Source organism: Streptomyces sp. NPDC046866 (genome assembly GCF_040704625.1).
GTDB lineage: Bacteria > Actinomycetota > Actinomycetes > Streptomycetales > Streptomycetaceae > Streptomyces.
Map to the genome: position 1 here is coordinate 14547 of NZ_JBEYXN010000042.1, position 22284 is coordinate 36830.

23 protein-coding genes and 7 tRNA genes are annotated in these 22284 nt (G+C 75.9%); 12 read left to right on the forward strand and 18 right to left on the reverse strand.

Annotation, left to right across the window (positions count from 1 at the left end):
- Positions 1–119: 119 nt before the first annotated feature.
- Positions 120–605, forward strand: a complete 486-nt coding sequence (locus AB0953_RS33745; protein WP_366863416.1) for a GNAT family N-acetyltransferase — start codon at positions 120–122, stop codon at positions 603–605.
- An 81-nt stretch (positions 606–686) separates the two neighbouring features.
- On the opposite strand, the gene AB0953_RS33750 is transcribed toward AB0953_RS33745, so the two are convergent.
- Together AB0953_RS33750 and AB0953_RS33755 are read right to left on the reverse strand one after the other, a co-directional pair.
- Complete coding sequence (locus AB0953_RS33750; RefSeq protein WP_366863417.1) at positions 687–1949, reverse strand: hypothetical protein; 1263 nt, start codon at positions 1947–1949, stop codon at positions 687–689.
- The gene (locus tag AB0953_RS33755; protein WP_366863418.1) at positions 1949–2545 is read right to left on the reverse strand and encodes a DUF4365 domain-containing protein; all 597 of its coding nucleotides are present in this window, start codon (positions 2543–2545) and stop codon (positions 1949–1951) included. The genes AB0953_RS33750 and AB0953_RS33755 overlap by 1 nt, the downstream gene beginning before the upstream one ends.
- Positions 2546–2775: 230 nt before the next feature.
- Here AB0953_RS33755 and AB0953_RS33760 point away from each other — a divergent pair, with 230 nt between their 5' ends.
- Positions 2776–3501 carry a 3'-5' exonuclease gene (locus tag AB0953_RS33760; protein WP_366863436.1) on the forward strand — a complete coding sequence of 242 codons (726 nt, stop codon included), beginning with the start codon at positions 2776–2778 and terminating at the stop codon, positions 3499–3501.
- A gap of 109 nt (positions 3502–3610) precedes the next feature.
- On the opposite strand, the gene AB0953_RS33765 is transcribed toward AB0953_RS33760, so the two are convergent.
- Together AB0953_RS33765 and AB0953_RS33770 are read right to left on the reverse strand one after the other, a co-directional pair.
- Positions 3611–3682, reverse strand: a tRNA-Val gene (locus AB0953_RS33765).
- Between the two features lie 39 nt (positions 3683–3721).
- Entirely contained in the window at positions 3722–4228 is a 507-nt protein-coding gene (locus AB0953_RS33770) for an SRPBCC family protein (protein WP_366863419.1), read from the reverse strand.
- Between the two features lie 82 nt (positions 4229–4310).
- Between AB0953_RS33770 and AB0953_RS33775 the strand changes: the two genes are divergently transcribed.
- Positions 4311–6698: a hypothetical protein gene (locus AB0953_RS33775; protein ID WP_366863420.1), complete on the forward strand. Its 2388-nt coding sequence runs from the start codon at positions 4311–4313 to the stop codon at positions 6696–6698.
- Between the two features lie 82 nt (positions 6699–6780).
- Here the strand turns inward: AB0953_RS33775 and AB0953_RS33780 are convergent.
- Together AB0953_RS33780 and AB0953_RS33785 are read right to left on the reverse strand one after the other, a co-directional pair.
- Positions 6781–6852, reverse strand: a tRNA-Val gene (locus AB0953_RS33780).
- A gap of 57 nt (positions 6853–6909) precedes the next feature.
- Positions 6910–7407, reverse strand: a complete 498-nt coding sequence (locus AB0953_RS33785; RefSeq protein WP_366863421.1) for a TIGR02611 family protein — start codon at positions 7405–7407, stop codon at positions 6910–6912.
- A 177-nt stretch (positions 7408–7584) separates the two neighbouring features.
- Here AB0953_RS33785 and AB0953_RS33790 point away from each other — a divergent pair, with 177 nt between their 5' ends.
- Both AB0953_RS33790 and AB0953_RS33795 read left to right on the forward strand, forming a co-directional pair.
- Positions 7585–7998: an SsgA family sporulation/cell division regulator gene (locus AB0953_RS33790; protein ID WP_030011909.1), complete on the forward strand. Its 414-nt coding sequence runs from the start codon at positions 7585–7587 to the stop codon at positions 7996–7998.
- 319 nt (positions 7999–8317) lie between these two features.
- On the forward strand, positions 8318–8938 hold the full coding sequence (locus tag AB0953_RS33795; protein WP_366863422.1) for a CGNR zinc finger domain-containing protein: 621 nt from the start codon (positions 8318–8320) through the stop codon (positions 8936–8938).
- Here AB0953_RS33795 and AB0953_RS33800 read toward each other — a convergent pair.
- Together AB0953_RS33800 and AB0953_RS33805 are read right to left on the reverse strand one after the other, a co-directional pair.
- A complete protein-coding gene (locus AB0953_RS33800; protein WP_361908998.1) occupies positions 8879–9058 on the reverse strand; it encodes a hypothetical protein in 180 nt (59 codons plus the stop codon). The two genes, AB0953_RS33795 and AB0953_RS33800, sit on opposite strands and share 60 nt — an antisense overlap.
- Positions 9059–9167: 109 nt before the next feature.
- On the reverse strand, positions 9168–9614 hold the full coding sequence (locus AB0953_RS33805) for a hypothetical protein (RefSeq protein ID WP_366863423.1): 447 nt from the start codon (positions 9612–9614) through the stop codon (positions 9168–9170).
- A 222-nt stretch (positions 9615–9836) separates the two neighbouring features.
- On the opposite strand from AB0953_RS33805, the gene AB0953_RS33810 reads away from it, so the two are divergent.
- On the forward strand, positions 9837–10337 hold the full coding sequence (locus AB0953_RS33810; RefSeq protein ID WP_366863424.1) for a DsbA family protein: 501 nt from the start codon (positions 9837–9839) through the stop codon (positions 10335–10337).
- Positions 10338–10356: 19 nt separating this feature from the next.
- Here AB0953_RS33810 and AB0953_RS33815 read toward each other — a convergent pair whose 3' ends face one another.
- The 5 genes from AB0953_RS33815 to AB0953_RS33835 form a co-directional block, all read right to left on the reverse strand.
- A complete protein-coding gene (locus tag AB0953_RS33815) occupies positions 10357–11181 on the reverse strand; it encodes a GNAT family N-acetyltransferase (protein ID WP_366863425.1) in 825 nt (274 codons plus the stop codon).
- Positions 11182–11213: 32 nt separating this feature from the next.
- Positions 11214–12458 (reverse strand): DUF6596 domain-containing protein, encoded by a 1245-nt coding sequence (locus AB0953_RS33820; RefSeq protein WP_366863426.1) that lies wholly within the window; start codon positions 12456–12458, stop codon positions 11214–11216.
- Between the two features lie 10 nt (positions 12459–12468).
- Complete coding sequence (locus AB0953_RS33825; protein WP_366863427.1) at positions 12469–12876, reverse strand: YciI family protein; 408 nt, start codon at positions 12874–12876, stop codon at positions 12469–12471.
- A gap of 294 nt (positions 12877–13170) precedes the next feature.
- A complete protein-coding gene (locus AB0953_RS33830; protein ID WP_366863428.1) occupies positions 13171–14001 on the reverse strand; it encodes an aminodeoxychorismate lyase in 831 nt (276 codons plus the stop codon).
- A gap of 16 nt (positions 14002–14017) precedes the next feature.
- Positions 14018–15073, reverse strand: coding sequence for a chorismate-binding protein (locus AB0953_RS33835; protein WP_366863429.1), 1056 nt, complete (start codon positions 15071–15073; stop codon positions 14018–14020).
- 181 nt (positions 15074–15254) lie between these two features.
- On the opposite strand from AB0953_RS33835, the gene AB0953_RS33840 reads away from it, so the two are divergent.
- From AB0953_RS33840 to AB0953_RS33860, 5 genes are all read left to right on the forward strand, one after another.
- Positions 15255–15327, forward strand: a tRNA-Gly gene (locus tag AB0953_RS33840).
- Positions 15328–15366: 39 nt separating this feature from the next.
- A tRNA-Cys gene (locus tag AB0953_RS33845) sits at positions 15367–15440 on the forward strand.
- A gap of 1 nt (position 15441) precedes the next feature.
- Positions 15442–15513: transfer RNA gene (locus tag AB0953_RS33850), tRNA-Val, on the forward strand.
- A 20-nt stretch (positions 15514–15533) separates the two neighbouring features.
- Positions 15534–15605, forward strand: a tRNA-Val gene (locus AB0953_RS33855).
- Between the two features lie 59 nt (positions 15606–15664).
- Positions 15665–15739 (forward strand) — tRNA-Val (locus tag AB0953_RS33860).
- Between the two features lie 136 nt (positions 15740–15875).
- Here AB0953_RS33860 and AB0953_RS33865 read toward each other — a convergent pair.
- From AB0953_RS33865 to AB0953_RS33875, 3 genes are all read right to left on the reverse strand, one after another.
- On the reverse strand, positions 15876–16184 hold the full coding sequence (locus tag AB0953_RS33865) for a zf-TFIIB domain-containing protein (protein WP_366863430.1): 309 nt from the start codon (positions 16182–16184) through the stop codon (positions 15876–15878).
- Positions 16185–16249: 65 nt separating this feature from the next.
- Entirely contained in the window at positions 16250–17404 is a 1155-nt protein-coding gene (locus tag AB0953_RS33870) for an aminoglycoside phosphotransferase family protein (RefSeq protein WP_366863431.1), read from the reverse strand.
- A 216-nt stretch (positions 17405–17620) separates the two neighbouring features.
- Complete coding sequence (locus AB0953_RS33875; protein WP_366863432.1) at positions 17621–17806, reverse strand: hypothetical protein; 186 nt, start codon at positions 17804–17806, stop codon at positions 17621–17623.
- Positions 17807–18373: 567 nt separating this feature from the next.
- On the opposite strand from AB0953_RS33875, the gene AB0953_RS33880 reads away from it, so the two are divergent.
- A complete protein-coding gene (locus AB0953_RS33880; protein ID WP_366863433.1) occupies positions 18374–19570 on the forward strand; it encodes a protein kinase in 1197 nt (398 codons plus the stop codon).
- Positions 19571–19704: 134 nt separating this feature from the next.
- Here AB0953_RS33880 and AB0953_RS33885 read toward each other — a convergent pair whose 3' ends face one another.
- A complete protein-coding gene (locus AB0953_RS33885) occupies positions 19705–20532 on the reverse strand; it encodes an RNA methyltransferase (protein WP_366863434.1) in 828 nt (275 codons plus the stop codon).
- 58 nt (positions 20533–20590) lie between these two features.
- A complete protein-coding gene (cobA, locus tag AB0953_RS33890; protein ID WP_366863435.1) occupies positions 20591–21841 on the reverse strand; it encodes a uroporphyrinogen-III C-methyltransferase in 1251 nt (416 codons plus the stop codon).
- Between the last annotated feature and the right edge of the window lie 443 nt (positions 21842–22284).

Sequence of the window (22284 nt, forward strand, 5' to 3'; positions counted from 1 at the left end):
CCTGACTCAGGGACTGCGGCAGCGAACGCTGCGCTTCTGAATCGTACCGAGCCCGGTGGGTGCCCCGCGAAACGGTTATCCCCCTCCGGTTCCAAGGGCTTGTTGGTTAGCGTGGGGCGATGACGACGACCGGGCCCGTGGGCCCCTTGGACCTGGCCGACGAGGCCACGGCGGCCGCGGTGCACCGCATCGGGCGGGCCGCGTACGCGGTGGAGGCCGAGCTGATCGGCTTCGACGGGATCCCGGCGCTGCGCGAGAGCCTGGCCGAGATGCGGGAGCGGCCGCTGCGGTGGCTGGGCCTGCGCGGGGACGGGGGCGGCATCGCCGGGTTCCTGGCCTGGGAGGAGGAGGGGGACGGCACCGTGTGCGTGGACCGGCTCTGCGTGGACCCGGCCCGGTTCCGCAGGGGCATCGCCTCGGAGCTGTTGCGCGCCCTGCTGGCCGCGGCCCCGGCCGACCGCGCCGTCAGGGTGACGACGGGCGCGGCGAACGCCCCCGCGGTGGCCCTGTACGGGCGCCTCGGCTTCACCCGGGGCGAGGACTTCTCCCCCGCCCCCGGCCTGGCCATGGCCTCCTTCACCCTCGCCCCGCGCACGCCGCGCTAGGCGTCGGCCGACGCCGGTGTCGGCCGTCGCCGGCGGTCGCCCCCGTCGCCGGTGGTCGTCCGCCGCCCCCGTCGGCCGCCGTCATTCCTCGGCCGGCAGGGCCTCCGCCGGGTCGAGGGATTCGTCCATCGTCTTGCGCAGGCGGTCGCGCTCCACCTCGTCCAGCGGTACGGGTACCACCTCGACGACCTCGGTGAGCCGGCGGAAGCCGCCCCGCCGCTGGAGCCGCCCGCTCACCCGGATCGGTACGCCCGCCAGGTGGGCGTGGCCCGCCACCCGGTACTCCGCCTCGTCCAGGACCGCCTTGGCGTAGGGGACGTCCGCGCCGGACAGCACCCGCAGCCGCACCACCCCGCCCACCGAGGGCGTGGTCCGCCGCATCCGGACCACCGTCCCCACGACCTGCACCGGGACCGACGGCTCGTCCAGGGTGTAGCGCGCCGACGCCTCCCGCAGGGCCGGCAGGTCGCCGGGCGAGAACTCCACCGGCTCGGGCCGGGCGGCGCACCCGGCGGGGGCGCCTGCGGCCGGCGCCCAGGCCAGGGCGATGCGGGCGCCCTCGGATCCGCGGACCAGCGCGATCAGCGCGTCGGCGAGCTCGCGGCTGACCCCGGCCTGCACGGCGGCGTCGAAGGCCTCCATGCCGCCCGTGGCGCGCCGGTAGTCCACGGCGTCGCGGGCGGCGGCGAGCGCGTGGTGGAGGCGGGCGACGGTGCCCCGGCCCCGGGTGACGGGGACGTAGGCGGTGAGTTCGCGCCCGCCGGGGCAGGGCCCCACCAGGACGTCGTCCAGGACGCGTTCGGCGTACGCGCGGTGCCGTGTGCCGTGGTACCCGGCAGGGGCCCGGTCGGCGAGGGCGCCGGCCACCAGCATCTGCCGGGCCGCCGCGTGCAGCCGGTCCTGCACGGTCCACACCCGGCTGCCCCAGGCCCCGTACGGACCGGGCGGGTTCAGCGGGATCTCCCGCTCCCAGCGGACCTCGTCGCTGGGCACGCTGAGCCCGTAGAGCACCTCGCGGGCGGAGGGGTGCGGGCTGCGCGCGAGGGCGGTCAGGGCCTCGTCGAGCAGGTCGGTGCAGTCCGGGAAGGCGCGGCTCTCCGGGACGAGCAGGCTGGTGCCGGCGCCGCCCGCGGAGGCCGGGGCGGTGCCGGCCGGGGGCGGGGTCCAGCGCCCGTAGCGGCCGGCGGGGCCGCCGCGGCGCCGCCAGCCGTGCCGGTGCAGCAGGGCGCCCAGCACGCCCGGGTCGACGTGGGCCGGGTCCGGGACGCCGGGCTCGGCGGGGTCCCCGTACCGGGCGCCCGGCAGGGCGGCCAGGGGTGCGGGGTGCGGCGGGTACTGGCGCATCAGGGTGTCCCTCCCGACCCGACCCGGGTCATGATCTCGCACAGCGCGCGGTCGTCGAAGATCCGTGTGGTGGGGATCCGGACGGTGGTCCGGCGCCGGCCGGTCACGGGGTGCCCGGCGAGATTGGTCCAGTAGCAGCAGTGCCGCAGGGCGAGCCGGTCGTGCCCGGCGTCCAGCCACCGGTCGCGCTCGCGCGGGACGAGCATGACGACGAGGATCTTGTGGACCGCGACGGGGGTGCGGGCCAGCTTCAGCAGGTGCTCGTTGTCCAGGGTGAACGCGAACGTGGGTCCGGGGGGGTCGGGCGGGACCTGGTAGGTGGCCTTCAACTGCACCTTGATGGTGACCTCGTCGTCGACGACGTGCTCGGGCGCGCCGTGGCTGACCTGCCAGTCGATGCCGTTGTCCGGAAAGGGCTGGGAGAGCGAGCAGCCGGCCGCGGCCGCGACGGCGTGCAGGTATCCCACCTGGAGGGTCTCCATGCAGGCGGTGGTGGCGAGGGTGCCGCGCAGCAGTGCGCCCTGCGGCTCCCCGCCGCGAGGCGCACCGGTCTGTTCCTGCAGCACCCCGCCCGGTTCGGGCTGCGTGAGCGCCATGGCCGGCTCCCCGTGCCTCGTGCTGTGCGGGCTCTGCCGAATGGGAGTGCGAAGGGTGGGGTGTGGGGGTGACGCCCGGTCAGGCGTGTGCTCCCCCAGGGATGTTGTCTCCGTACCAGAGCGACCCCAAACGGCGTACAGCGCAAACAGGCCGGGTATCACGGATTCGGGCAGGGGCGGCGAGCATCAGGAGGGCGCCCCATGTGCCGATCGGGGACGAGGAGTTCGCCATGACGCGCTGGTACGAGGGCCCGCTGGCCGCTTTCGACACGGAGACGACCGGGGTGGACGTGGAGCAGGACCGCATCGTGTCCGCCGCTCTCGTCGTGCAGGAATGCGCCGGCGGGCGGGTCCGCTCGACGCGCTGGCTGGTCAATCCGGGGGTTCCGGTGCCCCAGGAGGCAACGGACGTGCACGGTCTGACGGAGGAGTACCTCCAGCACAACGGCCGGTGGCCCGCGCCGGTCGTGGAGGAGATAGCCCGCGCGCTGGTGGAGCAGCAGGTGGCGGGCCGTCCGGTGGTGGTGATGAACGCGCCGTTCGATCTGACGCTGCTGGACCGGGAGTTGCGCCGGCACCGGGCGTCGACGCTGGCCCGGTACCTGGACGACCGGCCGCTGACGGTGCTGGACCCCCGGGTGCTGGACAAGCACCTGGACCGGTACCGCAAGGGGCGGCGGACGCTGACGGACCTGTGCGCGCACTACGGGATAGAGCTGGAGGGGGCGCACGACGCGGCGGCTGACGCGCTGGCCTCGCTGGAGGTGGTCCGGGCGGTGGGGCGGCGGTTCGCGGGCCGGCTGGAGCGGTTGACGCCGGCCGAGCTGCACACGCTGCAGGCGGTGTGGCACGCGGCGCAGGCGCGCGGGCTGCAGGCGTGGTTCGCACGGCAGGGGACGCCGGAGTCGGTGGACCCGCACTGGCCGCTGCGCCCGGAGGTGCAGGCGGCGGCGTGAGGGCGCAGGCTGCATGAACGCGGAAGCACTGGAACGCGGAAGCGCCGGAATGCGGAAGCGCCGGAATGCGGAAGGCCGGTCCGTCGTGTGACGGACCGGCCTCTCCCGGTGGGCGATACTGGGATCGAACCAGTGACCCCTTCGGTGTGAACGAAGTGCTCTCCCGCTGAGCTAATCGCCCGGGAACGCACTGAACAATACAAGAGGCACCCGCTCAGGTTCAAACCGCTTCCGGCGGGGCCGCCAGGCGGGCGGCGAGAGCGCGCCGTCCGGCCCGCATCATCAGGGCGTGGTTGAGCCGGAGCAGGGGCCGCCCGGCCGGGGACAGCATCCGCAGCAGGGGTCGGCGCACCTCCACCTCCTGCTCGTACAGCGCCCGGGTCCGCATCCCACCGGACCCCTGCCGGGCGCGTACGGTCCAGCGGGCCCAGCCCTCGATATCGCCGTGGAGGGCCGCCTGCAGGACCCCGCGGGCGGGATCGCGCAGCAGTTCCACCACGGTGATGCGGAGCTCGTACGGGAGGACGGCGCGGATCCGCGCCGCGTGGCCCGGGGCGCCGGGCGGGCCGGAGCTGCGGACCTGCGGCCACCAGTCGGGGTACTGCTCGGCCCGTTCGAGCACGGCGTAGACGCGCTCGGGCGGGGCGTCGAGGTCCCAGGTGCTGCGGAAGCGGTACCGGTGCCGGCGGTCGCGGCGGTCCGGGCGGCTGCTCGGGCTGCGGTCCATGGCTCCAGTGTGCGTACTCAGGGCGGATCTGAGTACGGGCGCGCATGGCCCGCGGCGCGTGACCGGCCCCACACTCCGGAGCATGGACATGCCTCTGCCGCCGGCCCAGGAGCTGGCGCTCATCGACCGGGAACTGGCCCAACTCGACGCCCGGCGCAGCCATCTGCTGGCCCGTCGGGAGTGGCTGTTGCGGATGCCGGCGTCCGGGCCGGGCTGGGTGGTGCCGGCTGCGGCGTCCGCTCGGGCGCGGGAGGCATCGGCGCCGAGTGCGCAGAACGTGCTCCTGACGCTGGGGGCGGTGCTGCTGGCGGTGGCCGCACTGGCGTTCACCCTGGTCAGCTGGGGCTCCCTGGGGATTGCGGGGCGCTCTGCGGTGCTGGCGGTGGTGACCGCCGCGGCGCTCGCGGCTCCGGCGCTGCTGCTGCGGCGGGGGCTGCGGTCGACGGCCGAGTCGGTGGCGGCGCTGGGCCTGCTCCTGACGGCGCTGGACGCGTACGCCGTGCACGCGGTCGCCGCGCCGGAGGCGGAAGGGCTCGGGTACGCGGCGGGGGCGGCCGCGGTGCTGGCGGCGGCCTGGGCCGGGTACGGCCGGCTGCTGCGGGGCCTGGCGGTCGCTCCGGTGGCGGCGGTCGCGGCGGTGCAGCTCCCCCTGCCGCTGGCAGCGCTGGCCGCGGCGGCGGAGCCGGTGGGACTGGGCTGGGCGCTGCTGGCGACGGCTGCACTGGACGGCGCCCTCGCCGCCTTCGGGGCGGGGCTGCGGGCGCGGGTGGCGCAGCTGGTGCCGGTGGTGTGGGCGCTGGGCGCCACGTGGGCGGCGGGGGCGCTGCTGACCGCGGTCGCGGAGCTGTCCGCGGCCGGTTCGGCGGGCGGGGCCGCGGGGGCGGCGCTGCTGGCGGCGGCCTGCGCCGGGCTGGGCGTGGCGGTGGCCTGGCGGGTGCCGGGGGCGTGGCCCGCCGCGGTGGCGGGCGGCCTGGCGGCGGTGGCGGCGCTCGGCGGGCCGCTGCGGCCGGAGCTGCCCGGGGCGTGGCCGGTGGTGGCGCTGGTGCTGTCGGCGCTGCCGCTGCTGGGGGCGGCGTCGGTGGCGGCGCTTCCGGCCGGGGTGCGGCGCGGGCTGGGTGTGGCGGGCGCGGGCGTGGCCGCTGTGGCCGCGGCGTGGGGGCTGGCGGTCGCCGGGGCGGCGGCGGTGGCACGGGCGGCCGTGCTGGGCCAGGTCTGGGCGCCGACGGCCCCGGCGGAGCCGTACGGGCCGGTGGCGGCGGCCGCGGTGTGCCTGCTCGTCGTGGCGGGGGCGGCTCGCTGGGCGGTGCGGCTGCTGCCGCTGCTGCCGGGGCGGGGCGGGCCCGAGGGGGGCGCCGCGCCGGCCGCCGGGGGCGCCGGGGCCGTCGCGGTGGTGTGCGGCTGGGCCGGGCTGTTCACGGCCCCGCTCGGGCACGGCCTGCCGGTCGCCGTGGTCCTCGCGGCACAGCTGGCCGTGACGGCGGGGGCCGCGGTGGGCGCGCTGCGGTGGGCGGACCGCCCGGGCTCCGCGGCCGGGGTGTGCGCGGCGCTGGGGGCGCTGGACGTGTCCGTGGCCGCGCTGGACGGGCGCCTCGCCACGTTCGCGGTGTGCGGGCTGCTGGGCGGGGCGTGCGCGGCGGTGGCGGCGCGGCGGGGGGCCGCGCCGGCCGTGCGGGCGGGCGCGGCGGCGGGCGCCGTCGGGTACGCGGCGACGACGGCTGCGGCGCTGGCCGCGCTGGCGGGCCTGGCGCTGGCGTGGTGGTCGCTGCCGCTGCTGGCGGTGGCGGCCGCGGCGGCGGTGCCGGGGCCCCGGCTGGGCTCCGTACGGGTGGCGGCGGAGGCGGCCGGGGCCGCGGTGGCCGGGCTGGCACTGCTCGCGGCGGCGGGCGAGCCGCCGCTGCTGGCGACGGCGTGTGCGCTGGCCGGCGTGGTGTGTGCGGGCGCGGCGGTGCGGGCCGACCGGCGCGCCCTCGGCTGGGCGGCCGCCGCGCTGGGGGTGGCGGCGGCGTGGATCCGGCTGTGGGCCTCCGGGGTGGCGCTGGTGGAGGCGTACACCCTGCCCGTGACGGCGGCGGCCCTGGCGGTGGGCTTCCTGCGCCGCCGGGGCGACCGCGCCGCCTCGTCCTGGGCGGCGTACGGTCCGGGGCTCGCCGCGACCCTGCTGCCGAGCCTGGCCGCCGCGTGGGGCGACCCGCACTGGCTGCGGCCGCTGCTGCTGGGCCTGGCGGCGCTCGGGGTGACGCTGGCCGGGGCGCGGTGGCGGCTCCAGGCCCCGCTGCTGCTGGGCGGCGGCTGCCTGGCGGCGGTGGCGCTGCACGAGCTGGCGCCGTACGTGGTCCAGGTGGCCGGGATGCTGCCGCGCTGGCTGCCCCCGGCGCTGGCGGGGCTGCTGCTGCTGGCGGTGGGCGCGACGTACGAGCGGCGACTGCGGGACGTGCGCCGGCTGCGCGAGGCCCTCGGCCGGCTGGGGTGAGGGCGGCCGTCCCGGCCCCGCAGGGCCGGACGACGCCGAGGGGCCCGGAGACGTCGAACGTCTCCGGGCCCCTCGGTCCGGGTGGGCGATACTGGGATCGAACCAGTGACCCCTTCGGTGTGAACGAAGTGCTCTCCCGCTGAGCTAATCGCCCGGGCACACCGCAAACATTACCCCATGTCAGCGGTGTTCCGTGACCACCGCCTGCCGGTCACTGGTCGTTGATGTGCCACGGCAGGGTCATGCCGTACTTCCACAGGTAGAAGCCGACCAGCACGGCCGCGACGGCGAGCCCCACCGCGGTCAGGACGATGTTGCGGCGCCGGACCTTGGGGTCGAGCGCCTTGTGGGCCGCCTCGGTCACTTTGCGCTTGGTCCAGCGCAGGACGAGCGACGCCCAGGCGAACTCGGTGGCCCAGATCGCCAGGCCCGCGAAGATCGCGACCCAGCCGGGGCCGGGCAGGACCAGCATCGCGACGCCCGCGCCGATGACGGCGAGGCCGACGACGAAGACGCCGACCTGCCAGCTGAGGTGCAGGGTGCGGCGGGCCTTGATGAAGTCGGGCGCCTTCGAGACGTGCGGCGCCTCCTCCGCCCCCTCCGCCCCGTGCGCGGGCGGAGCGGCGGTCTCGGCGGTCCCTGCGGTGGTGTCTTCGGCGTTCCCGCCGGCTGCGGCCCCCTGGGCCCCGTGGTCACTCCCCGTGTTCATGGGCTCGAATCTACCGGAGCCGGAAGCACACGTGAATGGTGGTGGGGATCCGCCGTCCGAGGGACCCAGAGGTCCGCAAAACGGTCAGAGGGGTTTACAACGGCACCGTAGGTGGCATGTCGATTTCGCCGACGTGCGAATCCCCGAGCGCACACTGAGCGAAAGGCCCTGGCGCTTATGAACACCACGGTCAGCTGCGAGCTGCACCTGCGCCTCGTTGTGTCGAGCGAATCCTCACTGCCTGTTCCCGCGGGCCTGCGGTATGACACGGCCGATCCCTACGCCGTGCACGCCACCTTCCACACCGGCGCCGAAGAGACGGTCGAGTGGGTGTTCGCCCGCGACCTCCTCGCGGAGGGCCTGCACCGGCCCACCGGAACCGGGGACGTCCGCGTCTGGCCGTCCCGCAGCCACGGTCAGGGCGTCGTCTGCATCGCCCTGAGCTCACCGGAGGGAGAAGCCCTGCTCGAGGCACCCGCCCGAGCACTCGAGTCATTCCTCAAGCGGACGGACGCCGCGGTCCCGCCCGGGACCGAGCACCGGCACTTCGATCTCGACAAGGAGCTCTCCCACATCCTGGCCGAAAGCTGAGCCGGATCCGCGGGGAGCACCCCCGGCGCTAGCCGGGTGTCCGCCGGGCACCGTCCGACTCGGGGCGACGGTGCGGGGTGGACGAAAACCACATACGGCACACCCGGCGCTGTTCTCGCGGAAGCCGCCTGCGAGAACGGCGTCGGCGTGCCGTCGGCCCGCCGGCCCGAGCCCTGCGCCCGTGCCGGTCACCCCGCCGCCGGCCCGTGCCGTTCGCTCGTGACAGACGCACCTCCCGGCCGGGGCCCGGGACGGCTAGAGTCGGCCACCGGCGGCGGCACCGGCCCGTCGCCGCAGGCCCGGCCCCAGGAGCGACCCCGTGCAGATCCCCCACGACACCCGTCGCGCGCTCGACGTCGTCGTCGCGCTGGTGAACACCGCGGCCGAGACCGACCGGCCCGACGGCCTCGCGGACGTCGGCTCGCTGCGCGCCTTCGTCCGCGAGTACAAGATCAGCGACGTCGGTGAGCTCGGCGCGCGCGACCTCGCGGGCGTGCGGACCGTCCGCAGCAAGTTCGCGCAGGTCTTCGCCGCCGGCACCCCCAGGGCCGCGGCCGGGCTGATCAACGAGCTCGTCGCGACCGCGGGCACCACCCCGCAGCTGACCGACCACGACGGCTACGACTGGCACGTCCACTACTTCGCCCCCGGCGCCTCGCTCGGCGACCACCTCGCCGCCGACGGCGGCATGGCGCTGGCCTTCATCGTGGTCTCCGGCGAGCAGGAGCGGCTGCGCCGCTGCGAGGCCCCCGACTGCGGGCGGGCCTTCGTCGACCTCTCCCGCAACCGCTCGCGGCGCTACTGCGACAGCCGGACCTGCGGGAACCGGCTGCACGTGGCGGCGTACCGGGCCCGGCGCAAGGAGGCCGACGCGGGCCCGTCAGAGCAGGAACAGGTCGTGCACGGCGGCCAGCAGCAACAGGGTGCCGATCACCCCTAGAAAGATCATCAGAGGCGGCTGAGAGAGCGCGAAGAGGCAGCCTCGCGGCTCCTCGGCAACGGGGGCGGGGGCCGGGGCCGGCGCGGGAACCGGCGGCTCACCCTGCGATGTGTCGAGCATGTCGGGGCGATGATGGCGCAGCCGCGCCGCCGAGGCCCCTCAACACGCCAGCGCGAGGCGCCAGTTCACCCCTTCACGTCATGCCTGCGGCACACCGGGGGGCGCATCCTCAGATCCCGTGCTTCTTCAGGATCGCCTCGATGTCGGAGAAGTCGTCCGCCGGCGGGGCCGCGGCGCTGCGGCCGGACCCGGGCTCGGCACGCCCCTGCAGGGGCTGCGGTGCGGAGCCGGCACCGGCGGCCTTCGCCGCCTTGCCGCCCGCGGCTGCTTTCGCCTTCCGCTCCCCCTGCCCCGCGCCGAGGCGGCGCCGCTCGACGGCGCGCGTGGCGGCCAGCAGCAGCCAGGCCAGGCCGAGCAGCGCGAAGCCCGCCCACACGGCCGGATCGAACACGATCCCGGACGCCCACTGCACGACGCCCGTCAGGACGAGGCCGGCGGGCACCAGCGCGTACGCGGCGAGCCGGGCGGCCGTGAGGAAGCGGCGGCGGTAGGCGGTCACCGCGGCGATGCCCAGCCCGGCCGCGGCCACCGCGGAACATATGGTCTCGGCGAGCATGCGGTTACCTCCGGCCGTGCGATCGGAACAGGGGCGGGATCGATCCGGGGATCCGTGGACCCGAAGGGATCCGGTGGGGCTGCTCCCATCGTGCACCTCGGCCTGCCCCTGCGGCCACGGCCGCGGGCGGTCCGGGGCCGATCTCCGGGGGATCTCGGGGTCGCGCCTCCTCCTGGGGGGTGGGTTTCGGCGTCCGGGCCCGGCGGCTGGGAGACTGTCCGCATGACCGATTCCGTGATCCTCGACGTCTGGTGCGAACTCCAGTGCCCGGACTGCCACAGCGCGCTGGACGACGTGCGCGCCCTGCGGGCCCGCTACGGCGACCGGCTGGACATCCGGCTGCGCCACTTCCCCCTGGAGAAGCACAAGCACGCCTTCGCCGCGGCGCAGGCCGCCGAGGAGGCCGCCGAGCAGGGGCAGGGGTGGCCGTACGCCGAGGCCGTCCTCGCGCGCACCGCGGAGCTCGCCGAGCGAGGCGAGGCGGTGCTGTTGGACGTGGCCCGGGAACTCGGGCTCGACGTGGACGAGTTCGACACCGCCCTGATCGACGGGCGGCACATCCTGATCGTCGACGCCGACCAGGCCGAGGGCAAGGCGATCGGGGTCACCGGCACGCCCACCTACGTGATCGACGGCGAGCGCCTGGACGGCGGCAAGAGCCAGGAGGGCCTGCGCGCCCGCATCGAGGAGATCGCCGACCGCCTGCTGGCCGCCGGGGCGTAGCGGGGGCCCGGCACCGGGCCTAGATGAGCTCCTTTCCGTAGTTGAACTGCGTCGGGCGGTAGCCGAGGGACTCGTACAGGCGCAGGGCCGGGGTGTTCCCGGCGAAGACGTGGAGCGCGAGGGTGCGGTGGCCGGCGGCCAGCGCGGTGCGCTCGGCCAGCAGCATCAGGGAGCGGCCGTGGCCGCGGCCGCGGTGCTCCTCGGCGACGGCGACGTCGTAGACGTACGCGCCCCCGCCGGAGGGGCCCACCCAGACGTGGCCGACGACCTCGCCGGCCGCCTCCAGGACGAGGAGGGCCGCGCCGGGGGTGGCCGGACCGCGGGGCAGGCTGCGGGCGTGGTCGGCCTCCGACTTCGCCCGTGCGGCCTCGGCGGGCAGGCCGCGGCGCATCCAGTCCTCGGCGTAGCCCTCGACGGCGCGGACGAGCCAGGCCTCGTACTCGGCCGGGGTCATGGCACGTCCGGCCACGCCCTCGGGCAGGGCGGGCGGGACCTCCGGCAGCTCCTTGGACATGTTCCGGCCGGACTCCCGGTAGCCGAGGGCCGCCGCGAGCCGCAGGCCGCCGGCCGATTCGGCGGGGACGGAGGCCTGCACGCGGCGGCAGCCCCAGCCGCGCAGGACCTCCTCGGCGGCGAGCGCCCCCACGGTGGCGCGGCCGCGCCGCCGGTCGGGGGCGTCGACGACGAGGTCCCGTATCTCCCCCACGGCCGTCCCGAAGGGCGTGTCGCAGGCGAGCAGCAGGGCCCCGACGCGCCTGCTGTTGACCCGTATCTCGTACGGGCGCGACCGCGCGCCCCCGGCGCTCTGCTGAAGCGGCCCGGACGGCCGCAGGGTAGTGGTCATCCCCCGATACCTACCCACCGCAGCGCCCTGCCCTACAGCCCCCTCGGGGAGGGACCGCCCGCCCCGGTCGCCGCGCCGGCGTTGAGGCGGGCCGCCTGCCGGGTGAGGTGGTTCCGCTCGGCCACGGTCGGGGCGCGGTGGGCGGCCTCGGCGTAGAGCCGGGCGGCGCGGGCCCGGTCGCCGTCCCGCTCGTGCAGCCAGGCCGCGACGGCGGTGTACCGGGGCAGGTCCGGGTCGAGCCCGGCCAGCGCGGCGAGGCCGGCGCGCGGCCCGTCTGCCTCCCCGACGGCGACCGCGCGGTTGAGGCGGGCGACGGGGCTGTCGGTGAGGGCGACGAGTTCGTCGTACCACTCCACGATCTGCGGCCAGTCGGTCTCCTCGGCGGTGGGGGCGTCCGCGTGCAGGGCGGCGACGGCGGCCTGGGCCTGGTACTCGCCGAGCCGGTCGCGGGCCAGCGCGCCGTGCAGGATCGCGATGCCCTCGGCGACGGCCGCCGTGTCCCAGAGGCCGCGGTCCTGGTCGGCGAGGGGCACCAGGCTGCCGTCGGGGGCGGTCCGGGCCGCGCGGCGGGCGTGGTGGAGGAGCATCAGGGCGAGCAGTCCCGCGGGCTCGGGGTGGTCGACGCAGGCCGCGAGCCGGCGGGTGAGGCGGATGGCCTCGGCGGCGAGGTCGACGTCCCCCGAGTACCCCTCGTTGAAGACGAGGTAGAGGACGCGCAGCACGGTCCCGACGTCGCCGGGCCGGTCGAGTCGGACGCCGGAGACCGTCCGCTTGGCCCGGCTGATGCGCTGCGCCATGGTCGCCTCGGGCACGAGGTAGGCGCGGGCGATCTGGCGGGTGGTGAGGCCGCCGACGGCCCGCAGCGTGAGGGCGACGGCCGAGGACGGGGAGAGCGCGGGGTGCGCGCACAGGAAGTACAGGCTGAGGGTGTCGTCGGCGTCGGGAGCGGGTCCCGGCTCCGGCTCGCGGTCGACGAGCTCCTCGCGGCGCCGGCGGGCCGCGTCGGCGCGGGCCGCGTCGAGGAAGCGGCGCCAGGCGGCGGTGACGAGCCAGGCCCGCGGGTCGCGGGGCGGGTCGGCCGGCCAGGCGCGGAGGGCGTCGAGCAGGGCGTCCTGCACGGCGTCCTCGGCCGCCGCGAAGTCGGCGCCGCGCCGGACGAGGACGCCGAGGACGCCCGGGGTGAGCTCGCGGAGCAGGGCCTCGTCGACCAGGGGGCCGACCACGGGCGCGGGGGCCCCGCCCCGCAGGGGGCGGGAACCGGGGGCGGGGGCGGTCATCGGGGACCGGTCACTCCGTGATCGTGGGCGGCTCGGACATGAAGGGGCGCAGCTCCAGCCACTCGTGGATGGGCCGTCCCCCTGCTCCCGGGGCGGCCGACAGCTCGGCCGCGAGCTCCAGGGCCCGGTCGTAGGTGTCCACGTCGATCACCATCCAGCCGGCGATCAGGTCCTTGGTCTCGGCGAACGGCCCGTCGGTGACGGGCGGGCGCCCTTCGCCGTCGTACCGGACGAACGTCCCCTCGGGCGCCAGCGCCTGCGCGTCGACGAACTCGCCGGTCTGCTCCAGCTTCGCGGCGAAGTCCCGCATGTACTGGATGTGGGCCGAGACCTCCTCGGGGGTCCAGCGGTCCATGGGGACGTCGTTGCTCGGGGCCGGGGCGCCGCGGTAGTGCTTCAGCAGCAGGTACTTGGCCATGACGGTTCTCCTCGATCCGGTCCGACGCGTCCATTCTGGCCGCGCTCACCCCGGGGACGGAGCCACCGCCGGCTTCTCGACATCCCGCCGAAAATTTCTTTCCCGTCCGGAAAACCGCCACTCCCCCGCCCCGAGCCCCAGCCACCCCGGCCCCGCCGGCGTTTGAGGCGCGGGGCGCGGAGGCGCGGTGGCGCGGTGGCGCGGTGGCGCGGAGGCGCGGGGGCAGCGCCCTCGAAACGGCGCCGCACCCGGACCGCCCCCGCGACGGCGCCGCGCCGGGGCGGACACCGGGGGTCAGGGGTCCAGGTCGGCCCGCGCGTGCGCGTCGAACAGACGCATCGCTTCGGCCGTGACCGGCCCCACCCCGCCGCCCGCCGCGGCGACGGCCCGGCCGTCCACCACCGACACGGCCTGCACGTCCCGCAGGGTGGACGTCAGGAAGACCTCCTCGGCCCGCTCCAGCACCTCGAACGGCAGATCGGTCTCCTTGGCCCCGGCCCACTCCACCACCAGCGCCCGCGTGATGCCGGCCAGGCACCCGGAGGCCACGGGCGGGGTGTGCAGCTCCCCGTCGACCACGACGAAGACGTTGGACCCGGTGCCCTCGCACAGCTGCCCGACCGTGTTCGCGAACAGCGCCTCGGAGGCCCCGGCCCGGTGGGCGGCGGCCAGCGCGACCACGTTCTCGGCGTACGAGGTGCTCTTCAGCCCGGCGATGGCGGAGCGCTCGTTCCGCACCCACGGCACAGTGATCACCGCGGTGGTGTCGGGCCGCCGCGCGGTCTCGCCCAGCGCCACCACGAGCGTGGGCGCGGCCTCCCCGCGGTCGGAGCCCAGCGGGGAGACCCCGCCGGTGTACGTGATCCGCAGCCGCCCCAGCGGCACGGGATTGGCCTCCAGGACGGCCGCGCAGGCCGCCCGCACCTCGTCCAGGTCGGGGTCGGGCAGTCCGAGGCCCCGCGCCGAGCGGGTCAGCCGCTCCAGGTGGCGGGTGAGCGCGAAGACCGCCCCCCGCTCCGCCTTCAGGGTCTCGAACACGCCGTCGCCCACGGTCAGCCCGTGGTCGAACACGGACACCTGCGCGCTGTCTGCGTCCTGCAGCGCGCCGTCGAGCCAGATCCTCACCGTACGATCCCTCCGCTCACCCAGGGGTACCGGTCACCTCATGGGCTCCTGACGCTACCCGCAGGAGGCGGTCCGCCTTCAGTTCCGTCTCCGCCCATTCGCGCTCCGGATCCGAGCCCCAGGTGATGCCGGCGCCGGTGCCGAAGAGCAGCCGCGGTCCGCCGGGGGCCTGGCGGTCGATCCAGAAGGTCCGGATGCCGACGGCGAGCTCGCCGGTGCCGCGGTCGGCGTCGACCCAGCCGATCCCGCCGCAGTACGGGCCGCGCGGCGCGGTCTCCAGGGCCTCGATGATCCGCAGGGCGGAGGACTTGGGCGCGCCGGTGACGGAGCCGGGCGGGAAGGTGGCGGCGAGCAGCTCGGGCCAGCCGGCCCCCTCGGCGAGTTCCCCGCTGACGGTGGAGACCAGGTGGACCAGGCCCGGGTGCTCCTCGACGGCGCACAGCTCGGGGACGGCGACGGACCCGGTGGAACAGACCCGGCCGAGGTCGTTGCGCACGAGGTCCACGATCATCACGTTCTCGGCGTGGTCCTTGGGCAGGAGGTCGGCGGCGGTGCGGCCGGTGCCCTTGATGGGGCCGGACTCCACGTGCCGGCCCTGGCGGCGCAGGAACAGCTCGGGCGAGGCGGTGGCGATCTCGACGCCGTGCGCCGGGAGACGGATCGTTCCTGCGTACGGGGCGGGGTTGCCGCGGGCGAGCAGCGCGGTGAGGGCGTCGACGTCGGCCCGGTCCGGCTCGGGCAGCGGCGCGGACATCACGCGGCAGAGGTTGGCCTGGTAGACCTCCCCGGCCGCTATGTGCTCGCGGATGCGGCGGACGCCGGCGGTGTACGCGGCGCGGTCCAGGGACGAGGACCACGCCTCGGCGGCGGGCCCGCGCCAGGCGCCGGGCCGGGGCTCGGGGACGGGCGCGGGGCGGACGTCCCCGAAGCGCGCGCAGACCAGACGCCCCTCGAAGTCTGCGGAGACGGCCCAGAAGCCCGTGGAGTCGAGGGCCGAGGGGTCGCTGGTGACGTCGCGGAGGTCGGTCGCGAGGAGGCCGCCGAAGCGGGCCAGGGGAAGCAGGTCGTGCACGGCTGCGAGTCTATGACCGGTGGCGCAAACCCGCCGTAGAGGTGACCGGTGGGTGACCGCTGGTGACCGATGGGCAGCACGCTGCGGAAACGCGTTTTTGAGCTGGCCCGGGAATCCGCTAGAGTTCAACACGTCGCCAGGGAGCGAAGGGGAAAAACCCCGGAGCGAACAGGGTGACGGTGCGGACGTAGCTCAGTTGGTAGAGCACCACCTTGCCAAGGTGGATGTCGCGAGTTCGAGTCTCGTCGTCCGCTCTGAGTGGGGGATCTTCCCGAGAGCCCCCGCAACTCCGAGGTGGAGTGGCCGAGAGGCGAGGCAACGGCCTGCAAAGCCGTCTACACGGGTTCAAATCCCGTCTCCACCTCCAAGGACGATTAGCTCAGCGGGAGAGCGCTTCCCTGACACGGAAGAGGTCACTGGTTCAATCCCAGTATCGTCCACTGGATCTTCTGATCCACCCGCGCGATTAGCTCAGCGGGAGAGCGCTTCCCTGACACGGAAGAGGTCACTGGTTCAATCCCAGTATCGCGCACGCAGTACCGGCACCACCCAGCACCACCTGTTCGACCTGCGGCTTCGATGCCGCGGCCCGCGCGATTAGCTCAGCGGGAGAGCGCTTCCCTGACACGGAAGAGGTCACTGGTTCAATCCCAGTATCGCGCACCACCCGGAAGCCCCGGCCGTCTCGACGGCCGGGGCTTTCCGCATGCGTGCGTGCACGTGAGAAGGGCGGGGGCAGGCTGCAGGAAGGGTCGGGGAAGGGCCGGGGCCCCGCGCGCGGCGGGGCCCCGTCGGCTCCGCCTCAGGAGGAGAACAGCATCCGGCCGAAGCCCCCGCGGTGGTGGCCGTGGTGGCCGCCGTGGCCGTGGCCGCCGTGGTGCTGCGGTGCGCCCCAGGCGGGCGCGGCGTGCGGGGCCGGGTACGGGGCCGGCGGCGCGGCGGGCGGCGGCACCTGGCCGTACTGGCCGGCGGTGTACTGGGCCTCCAGGCGCGTCAGGGCCTCCAGCTCGCCGTAGTCGAGGAAGATGCCGCGGCAGCCGCTGCACTGCTCGATCTGGACGCCGTTCCTGTTGTACGTGTGCATCATCGAGTGGCACTTCGGACACTGCATGACCGGATCAACTCCTCGCCGTTCGCGTCGACACCGGATGCATGCCCGGTGGCGTGGAGCTCACCCTACGACGGAGTCCCCCCGTCCAAGTCGGGCGGGAGCGTAGCGATTCGGGCACAGGACTGCACCATCAGCCGTTCCACGTCATCGAGTCCGCGGTGGTTTTCCACCGATTTCGCCAGGGCGAGGGCTGCCGTCTGGACGGTCAGCGCCCGGGCGGCGAGGTCGAGTTCCGGCCACGGGTCGGAGCCGGGCGGTCCGGCCGCGGGCCCGCCGGCGGCCCGGTAGGCGCCGAGGAAGCGCCCCCAGGCATCCGCGCCGAGCAGCCCGGCGGCGTACCAGGCGGCCGGCCGGGCCAGGTCCCAGGACGGCGTGCCGACCCCGAGGTCGTCCACGTCGATGAGCCGCCAACCGCCGCCCGTCGCTCCGTCGGCGCCGGCGCCCCGGCTGCTCCGGCGGCCCCCGACGGCCTCGGCGCCCGCGCCGGTCCCGCCGCTCCCGCCGCTCCCGACGGCCCCGTCGCTCCCGTCGCTCCCCCGGACCAACTGCCCCAGGTGCAGGTCCCCGTGGCACAGCGCCCCGCCCTTCGGGGCCGGGGCCTCGCCGCGCATCCAGGCGGGCAGGGTGCGGGCGGCGGCCCACACCGGCGCGGCATCCGGCCCCGGGCCGCCGTCGGCGCCGGCCCCGGCCCCGGTCCCGCGGCGGGGGCCGCGCCCGGGGGCGGGGTCCACGTCCGCGGCCCGCGCCAGCCGGGCCAGCGCCCGCCGCAGCTTGGCCGGCCCGCGCATCGGCGGGACGGGGCCGGGCAGCGCCCCCAGCGGCACCCGGTGCAGGGCCGCCAGCAGCCGCCCCGCCGCCTCCCAGGGCGCGTCCTCGGGGCGCTCCGGGTCGACGGGGGCTCCGTACGGCCACAGGGTGACCGGGCGGCCCCGCAGACTGCCGGCCTGCGTGCGCAGCGGGGGCAGCAGCACCCCGGCCAGGGCGCCGTCCGCGGCGATCCGCATCCGTACGGCGAGGGCCTCCTCGTCGCTGTCGACGGCATGGGCCTTGGCCACGACCGGGCCGCACCGCACGACGGTGCCGTCCTCGCGGTCCGCGAGCAGCTCGTACGGGGCGTCGGGCCGGCCGGTGGCGTACGCGGCCAGCGCGGCGGGCAGCGGCGCGGCCGGGGCGGGGACGGCGGCCCTCTCGGGGCGGCGGGCGGTGTGCTCCTGGTTCATCGCGGCTCCACGGCTCCCGTCACTCGCCCTCTCGGGAGCAGGTTACGCAGCCGCGGGCGGGCATGGAAAAGCTCCGGCACGGAAAAAGTGCTGCCCGTCCGACTCCCCAGTCGTACGGGCAGCACCCTTCACCTGCCGTCCGCCTCTCCCCCGTCCCCACGGGGTTCGGCGGGCCGATGTCCGGCCCGGGCCGCTCTCCCGGGCGTGGGGCGCCGCTCAGCGCCCCAGCATCGCACCCACGGACGACGCCTGTACCGCCACCTGGTCGAATCCTCCGAAGAGGAAGAGCAGGAGGGCGGCCAGGGGGAGCACCATGGCCGCGGCCACCAGCGGGTGGCGCGTACCGGACTCGTGGGCGTGGAACGCGAAGGCCTTGCGTCCGTGCCGTGCCGTGTCCGCCATGGTCCCCTCCCCTGTCGTCTGACTGCGGCGGGCGGTGTGACCTCGGGGGACGAGTGCCGGTGCCCGCCGCATGTCCTCCACACTAGGCGCGCCGCCGCGGCCCCGGATCCTGCCCTCGTACCCTTTGGCAGGCCTCCGGGAGGATGACGGACGTGCCCGCGCGTACTCCCCTGGGTGGAGACGCCTCCCCCGTTGTGGGGGTCTTCCCGGAAGGGGCTGCCACAGCGTAGTGAGTTCGCTCACTTCCGTCACTCCGCGCGCATGCGTATCGGTGGACGGGGTACGGGGGCGGCACCCCGGCTCGTGCGCCCCGCGTACGCGCCCGCCCCCCGCCCCGCACTCGGGCGGCGGCGCGGCTGCGGCGCTCCAATCCCCTTGGCCCGTGGGCCGTTTGGCCGTACCGCCGGACGGGCCGGCGACGGCCGCCGGAACAGCTGAGGAACCCTCAAGTGGGTTGTGGCGCACTGACAATCGATTGCTCCGGAGAGGGCGCGGCCTCTGAGCGCTCGTGCCGGATGGTCCGTAAGCTGTGCCACGTCAACAGGGCGACCGGTCAGCGGGGTGGACATGGCGATGATGCGGCTCCGACGCGAGGACCCGCGTGTCGTCGGCTCGTTCAGGCTGCACCGGCGGCTCGGCGCCGGCGGCATGGGCGTGGTCTACCTGGGCTCCGACCGGCGCGGGCAGCGCGTCGCGCTCAAGGTGATCCGGCCGGACCTGGCCGAGGACCAGGAGTTCCGCTCCCGCTTCGCGCGCGAGGTCTCCGCCGCCCGGCGGATCCGCGGCGGCTGCACGGCGCGCCTGGTGGCCGCCGACCTGGACGCCGAGCGGCCCTGGTTCGCCACCCAGTACGTGCCCGGCCCGTCGCTGCACGACAAGGTCGCCGAGGAGGGGCCGCTCACCGCCGCGCAGATCGCCGCGATCGGCGCCGCGCTGTCGGAGGGGCTGGTCGCCGTCCACGAGGCCGGGGTCGTCCACCGCGACCTGAAGCCGTCGAACATCCTGCTGTCGCCCAAGGGGCCCCGGATCATCGACTTCGGGATCGCCTGGGCCACCGGCGCCAGCACCCTCACCCATGTGGGCACGGCCGTCGGCTCCCCCGGCTTCCTCGCGCCCGAGCAGGTCCGCGGGGCGATCGTCACCCCGGCCACCGACGTGTTCGCCCTCGGCGCCACCCTCGCGTACGCGGCGACCGCCGACTCGCCCTTCGGGCACGGCAGTTCAGAGGTGATGCTCTACCGCGTCGTCCACGAGGAGCCGCACCTGGTCGGCGTACCGGACGCGCTCGCGCCGCTCGTACGGGCCTGCCTGGCCAAGGATCCCGAGGAGCGGCCCAGCACGCTCCAGCTGTCCATGCGGCTGAAGGAGATCGCGGCCCGCGAGGCGCACGGCCTGTCCGACGGGCGCCCGCCGGTCCAGCGGGCCCGCACCGAGCGGCCCACCGGGCGGCTGGCCCAGCCGTACCCCGAGCAGCGCACGGAGCGCCGTACGGGCGGCACGCCCGCACCCCAGCCGGCGGGCCGCGGCGCCGTACAGGGCCCGCGCAGCGGCCCCCACTCGCGGCCGTCGTCGCCGCGCCACCCCGGCGGGCCGTCCTCGCGGCCGACCGCGGGGCGCTCGGGCAGCCGCCCGGCCCCCCGCACGACGGGCACGGGGCGGCGGCCGTCGCGGCCGGACCCGCGGCTGATGCGGCAGCGGCTGATCGTGTTCGTGGTGGTCACGCTGATCGTGGCGCTGGGCATCGCGGCGGCCCAAAAGCTCTGAGGGCTGTCCGGGGGCTGTCCGAGGGCTTCGGCGGTGCCGGGAAGGGCGTTCGGTCGGGCTGACGGTTCACGGTTGACGGTTCACGGTTGCCGCCGCTTGCGCCTGCGTTTGCGCTTGCCCTTGCGCTGCCCCGGCTACGCCGGGCGGGTCGCGTAGAACGCCACCGCCGAGGCGGCGGCCACGTTCAGCGAGTCGATGCCCTCGGCCATCGGGATGCGCACCCACTCGTCGGCGGCCCGCAGGGCGTGCGTGGACAGGCCGTGCCCCTCGGAGCCCAGCATGATCGCGCAGCGCTCGAAGCGCTCCGGCGGGATCTGGTCCAGTGGCGTGGCCTTGGCGCTGGGCGTCATGGCCAGGATGCGGTAGCCCGCCTCCCGCACCTTCTCCAGGTCGGCCGGCCAGTCATCCAGCCGGGCGTACGGCACCGAGAAGACGGAGCCCATCGAGACCTTGATGGCGCGCCGGTAGAGCGGGTCGGCGCAGTCCGGGGACAGCAGTATCGCGCTGATCCCGAGCGCGGCGGCGCTGCGGAACGCCGCCCCGAGGTTGGCGTGGTCGACGAACCCCTCGAAGACCGCGATGCGGTGCCCGGCGCCTTCCCCGGCGCCCTCCCCCGCCAGCAGCTCGGCGGCCGTGGGCAGGGGCTTGCGCTGCATCGAGGCGAGGGCGCCGCGGTGCACGTGGTAGCCGGTGACCCGCTCGGCGAGCTCGGGGCTGACGGCGTAGACCGGGGCGGGGAGCTCGTCGATGACGTCGCGCATCACGTCTACCCATTTGGCGGACAGCAGCATCGAGCGCATCTCGAACCCGGCGTCCTTGGCCCGCCGGATGACCTTCTCGCCCTCGGCGATGAACAGGCCCTCCTCGGGTTCGCGGCGGCGCCGCAGCTCCACGTCGGTCAGGCCGGTGTAGTCGCGCAGGCGCGGGTCGTCGGGGTCCTCGACGGTGATGAGATCAGCCACAGGGTGATACTGCCTTGTCCTGGGTGTGGTGCCAACGGCCCTGCCGGGCGCCGGTCGTTCAGTGGGAAGGGGTGGCGTTGGTGCCGTCGGTGCTGCCGGTGCCGTCGGCGACCCGTACGACCTCCCCGATGACGATGACCGCGGGCGGGCGGACGTCCTCGGCGCGGACCGTCTCGCCGACGGTGGCGAGGGTGGCGTCGACGCGGCGCTGGGTGGCGGTCGTGCCCTCCTGGACCACCGCGACCGGGGTGTCGGCGGGGCGGCCGTGCCGGACCAGGGCCTCCGCGATCAGACCGATCTTGTCGACGCCCATCAGGATCACGAGGGTGCCGGTGAGCTTGGCGAGCGAGGCCCAGTCCACCAGGGAGCGCGGGTCGTCGGGGCCGACGTGGCCGCTGACCACGGTGAACTCGTGGGCCACGCCCCGGTGCGTGACCGGGATGCCGACGGCGGCGGGCACCGAGATGGAGCTGGAGATGCCCGGCACGACGGTGCAGGGGATGCCCTCTGCGGCCAGCGCCTGGAGCTCCTCCATGCCGCGGCCGAAGACGTACGGGTCACCGCCCTTGAGCCGGACCACGGCCTTGCCGGCCTTGGCGTGCTCGATCAGGGCGTTGTTGATGGCCTCCTGGGCCATGTAGCGGCCGTACGGGATCTTCGCCGCGTCGATGACCTCGACGTGCGGCGGGAGTTCGTCGAGCAGGTCGCGGGGGCCGAGCCGGTCGGCGATGACCACGTCGGCCTCGGCGAGCAGGCGGCGGCCGCGGACGGTGATGAGGTCGGGGTCGCCGGGCCCGCCGCCCACGAGGGCGACGCCGGGGGTGTGCGGGCGGGCGGCGGTCAGCGAGCCGTCGCGCAGCCCCTCGACGACCGCGTCGCGCACGGCGGCGGAGCGGCGCGGGTCGTTGCCGCTGAGCACGGCCACGGTGACGCCCTCGACGCGGCCGGTGGCCGGGGTCCAGGCGGTGGCGGCCTCGGCGTCGTCGGCACGGACGCACCACACGCGCCTGTCCTCGGCCTCGGCCGAGGCACGGTCGTTGGCCTCCCGGTCCCGGGTCGCGATCAGCGCGTACCAGGCCCCGTCGAGGTCGCCGTCCCGGTAGCGGCGGCGCTCCCAGCGGATCTCGCCGGTCTCCGCCATGGCGTCCACGGACGGGGTGGCGGACGGGGAGATCAGGAGAACGTCGGCGCCGGCCGCGACGAGCCCGGGCAGGCGGCGCTGGGCGACCTGCCCGCCGCCGATGACGACGACGCGGCGGCCCGCGAGGCGGAGACCTACGGGGTAGGCGGGGTGTGCCGGGTGTGCCATGGCAGTGCGGCTCCTGGTGCGGCGTGGTGTGTACGGCGGGCCGCTGCTGCGCTGGAGCGGCAAGACGGACCGTGCGGGCGCCCGTCCGGCACCACGATACGACCCATCACCGCTGGTGGTGCCTGCGGGGGCACCGTTGGGGGCGCTTTTACGGGGGCACGGGGGGCGGGACTTTCGCCCCCTCGAGGCGCCGGGGCGGGCCGGCGGCTGCCCACCCGCCGCCGCGGGGGTGGGGGCGGGCCCGAGGGCCGCGGTGGGACGGGAGCGTACGGTGCCGGCGCACACCGCGACGGAACCGGACCAGCCGCCCGGAGCCGGTCGGGCGGGATCCGCTCACCCCGCATCAGAGAAGGTATGGGGGCTTCCCGTCAGTCTCATCGTCCTTCCGGGGCGGGACGGGCTGTCAAGAGCGCTCCTTCGTCGCGTCGCTACGCGATGGCCTC

Excerpts from the sequence above, each read along its gene's own strand:
- AB0953_RS33815 (WP_366863425.1), bottom strand. The coding sequence starts at position 11,181 with ATGACCACTACCCTGCGGCCGTCCGGGCCGCTTCAGCAGAGCGCCGGG.
- AB0953_RS33825 (WP_366863427.1), bottom strand. The coding sequence starts at position 12,876 with ATGGCCAAGTACCTGCTGCTGAAGCACTACCGCGGCGCCCCGGCCCCG.
- AB0953_RS33810 (WP_366863424.1), top strand. The coding sequence starts at position 9,837 with ATGACCGATTCCGTGATCCTCGACGTCTGGTGCGAACTCCAGTGCCCG.
- AB0953_RS33870 (WP_366863431.1), bottom strand. The coding sequence starts at position 17,404 with ATGAACCAGGAGCACACCGCCCGCCGCCCCGAGAGGGCCGCCGTCCCC.
- AB0953_RS33790 (WP_030011909.1), top strand. The coding sequence starts at position 7,585 with ATGAACACCACGGTCAGCTGCGAGCTGCACCTGCGCCTCGTTGTGTCG.
- AB0953_RS33875 (WP_366863432.1), bottom strand. The coding sequence starts at position 17,806 with ATGGCGGACACGGCACGGCACGGACGCAAGGCCTTCGCGTTCCACGCC.
- AB0953_RS33755 (WP_366863418.1), bottom strand. The coding sequence starts at position 2,545 with ATGGCGCTCACGCAGCCCGAACCGGGCGGGGTGCTGCAGGAACAGACC.
- cobA (WP_366863435.1), bottom strand. The coding sequence starts at position 21,841 with ATGGCACACCCGGCACACCCCGCCTACCCCGTAGGTCTCCGCCTCGCG.
- AB0953_RS33750 (WP_366863417.1), bottom strand. The coding sequence starts at position 1,949 with ATGCGCCAGTACCCGCCGCACCCCGCACCCCTGGCCGCCCTGCCGGGC.
- AB0953_RS33805 (WP_366863423.1), bottom strand. The coding sequence starts at position 9,614 with ATGCTCGCCGAGACCATATGTTCCGCGGTGGCCGCGGCCGGGCTGGGC.
- AB0953_RS33745 (WP_366863416.1), top strand. The coding sequence starts at position 120 with ATGACGACGACCGGGCCCGTGGGCCCCTTGGACCTGGCCGACGAGGCC.
- AB0953_RS33770 (WP_366863419.1), bottom strand. The coding sequence starts at position 4,228 with ATGGACCGCAGCCCGAGCAGCCGCCCGGACCGCCGCGACCGCCGGCAC.
- AB0953_RS33820 (WP_366863426.1), bottom strand. The coding sequence starts at position 12,458 with ATGACCGCCCCCGCCCCCGGTTCCCGCCCCCTGCGGGGCGGGGCCCCC.
- AB0953_RS33760 (WP_366863436.1), top strand. The coding sequence starts at position 2,776 with ATGACGCGCTGGTACGAGGGCCCGCTGGCCGCTTTCGACACGGAGACG.
- AB0953_RS33880 (WP_366863433.1), top strand. The coding sequence starts at position 18,374 with ATGGCGATGATGCGGCTCCGACGCGAGGACCCGCGTGTCGTCGGCTCG.
- AB0953_RS33800 (WP_361908998.1), bottom strand. The coding sequence starts at position 9,058 with ATGCTCGACACATCGCAGGGTGAGCCGCCGGTTCCCGCGCCGGCCCCG.
- AB0953_RS33865 (WP_366863430.1), bottom strand. The coding sequence starts at position 16,184 with ATGCAGTGTCCGAAGTGCCACTCGATGATGCACACGTACAACAGGAAC.
- AB0953_RS33775 (WP_366863420.1), top strand. The coding sequence starts at position 4,311 with ATGGACATGCCTCTGCCGCCGGCCCAGGAGCTGGCGCTCATCGACCGG.
- AB0953_RS33785 (WP_366863421.1), bottom strand. The coding sequence starts at position 7,407 with ATGAACACGGGGAGTGACCACGGGGCCCAGGGGGCCGCAGCCGGCGGG.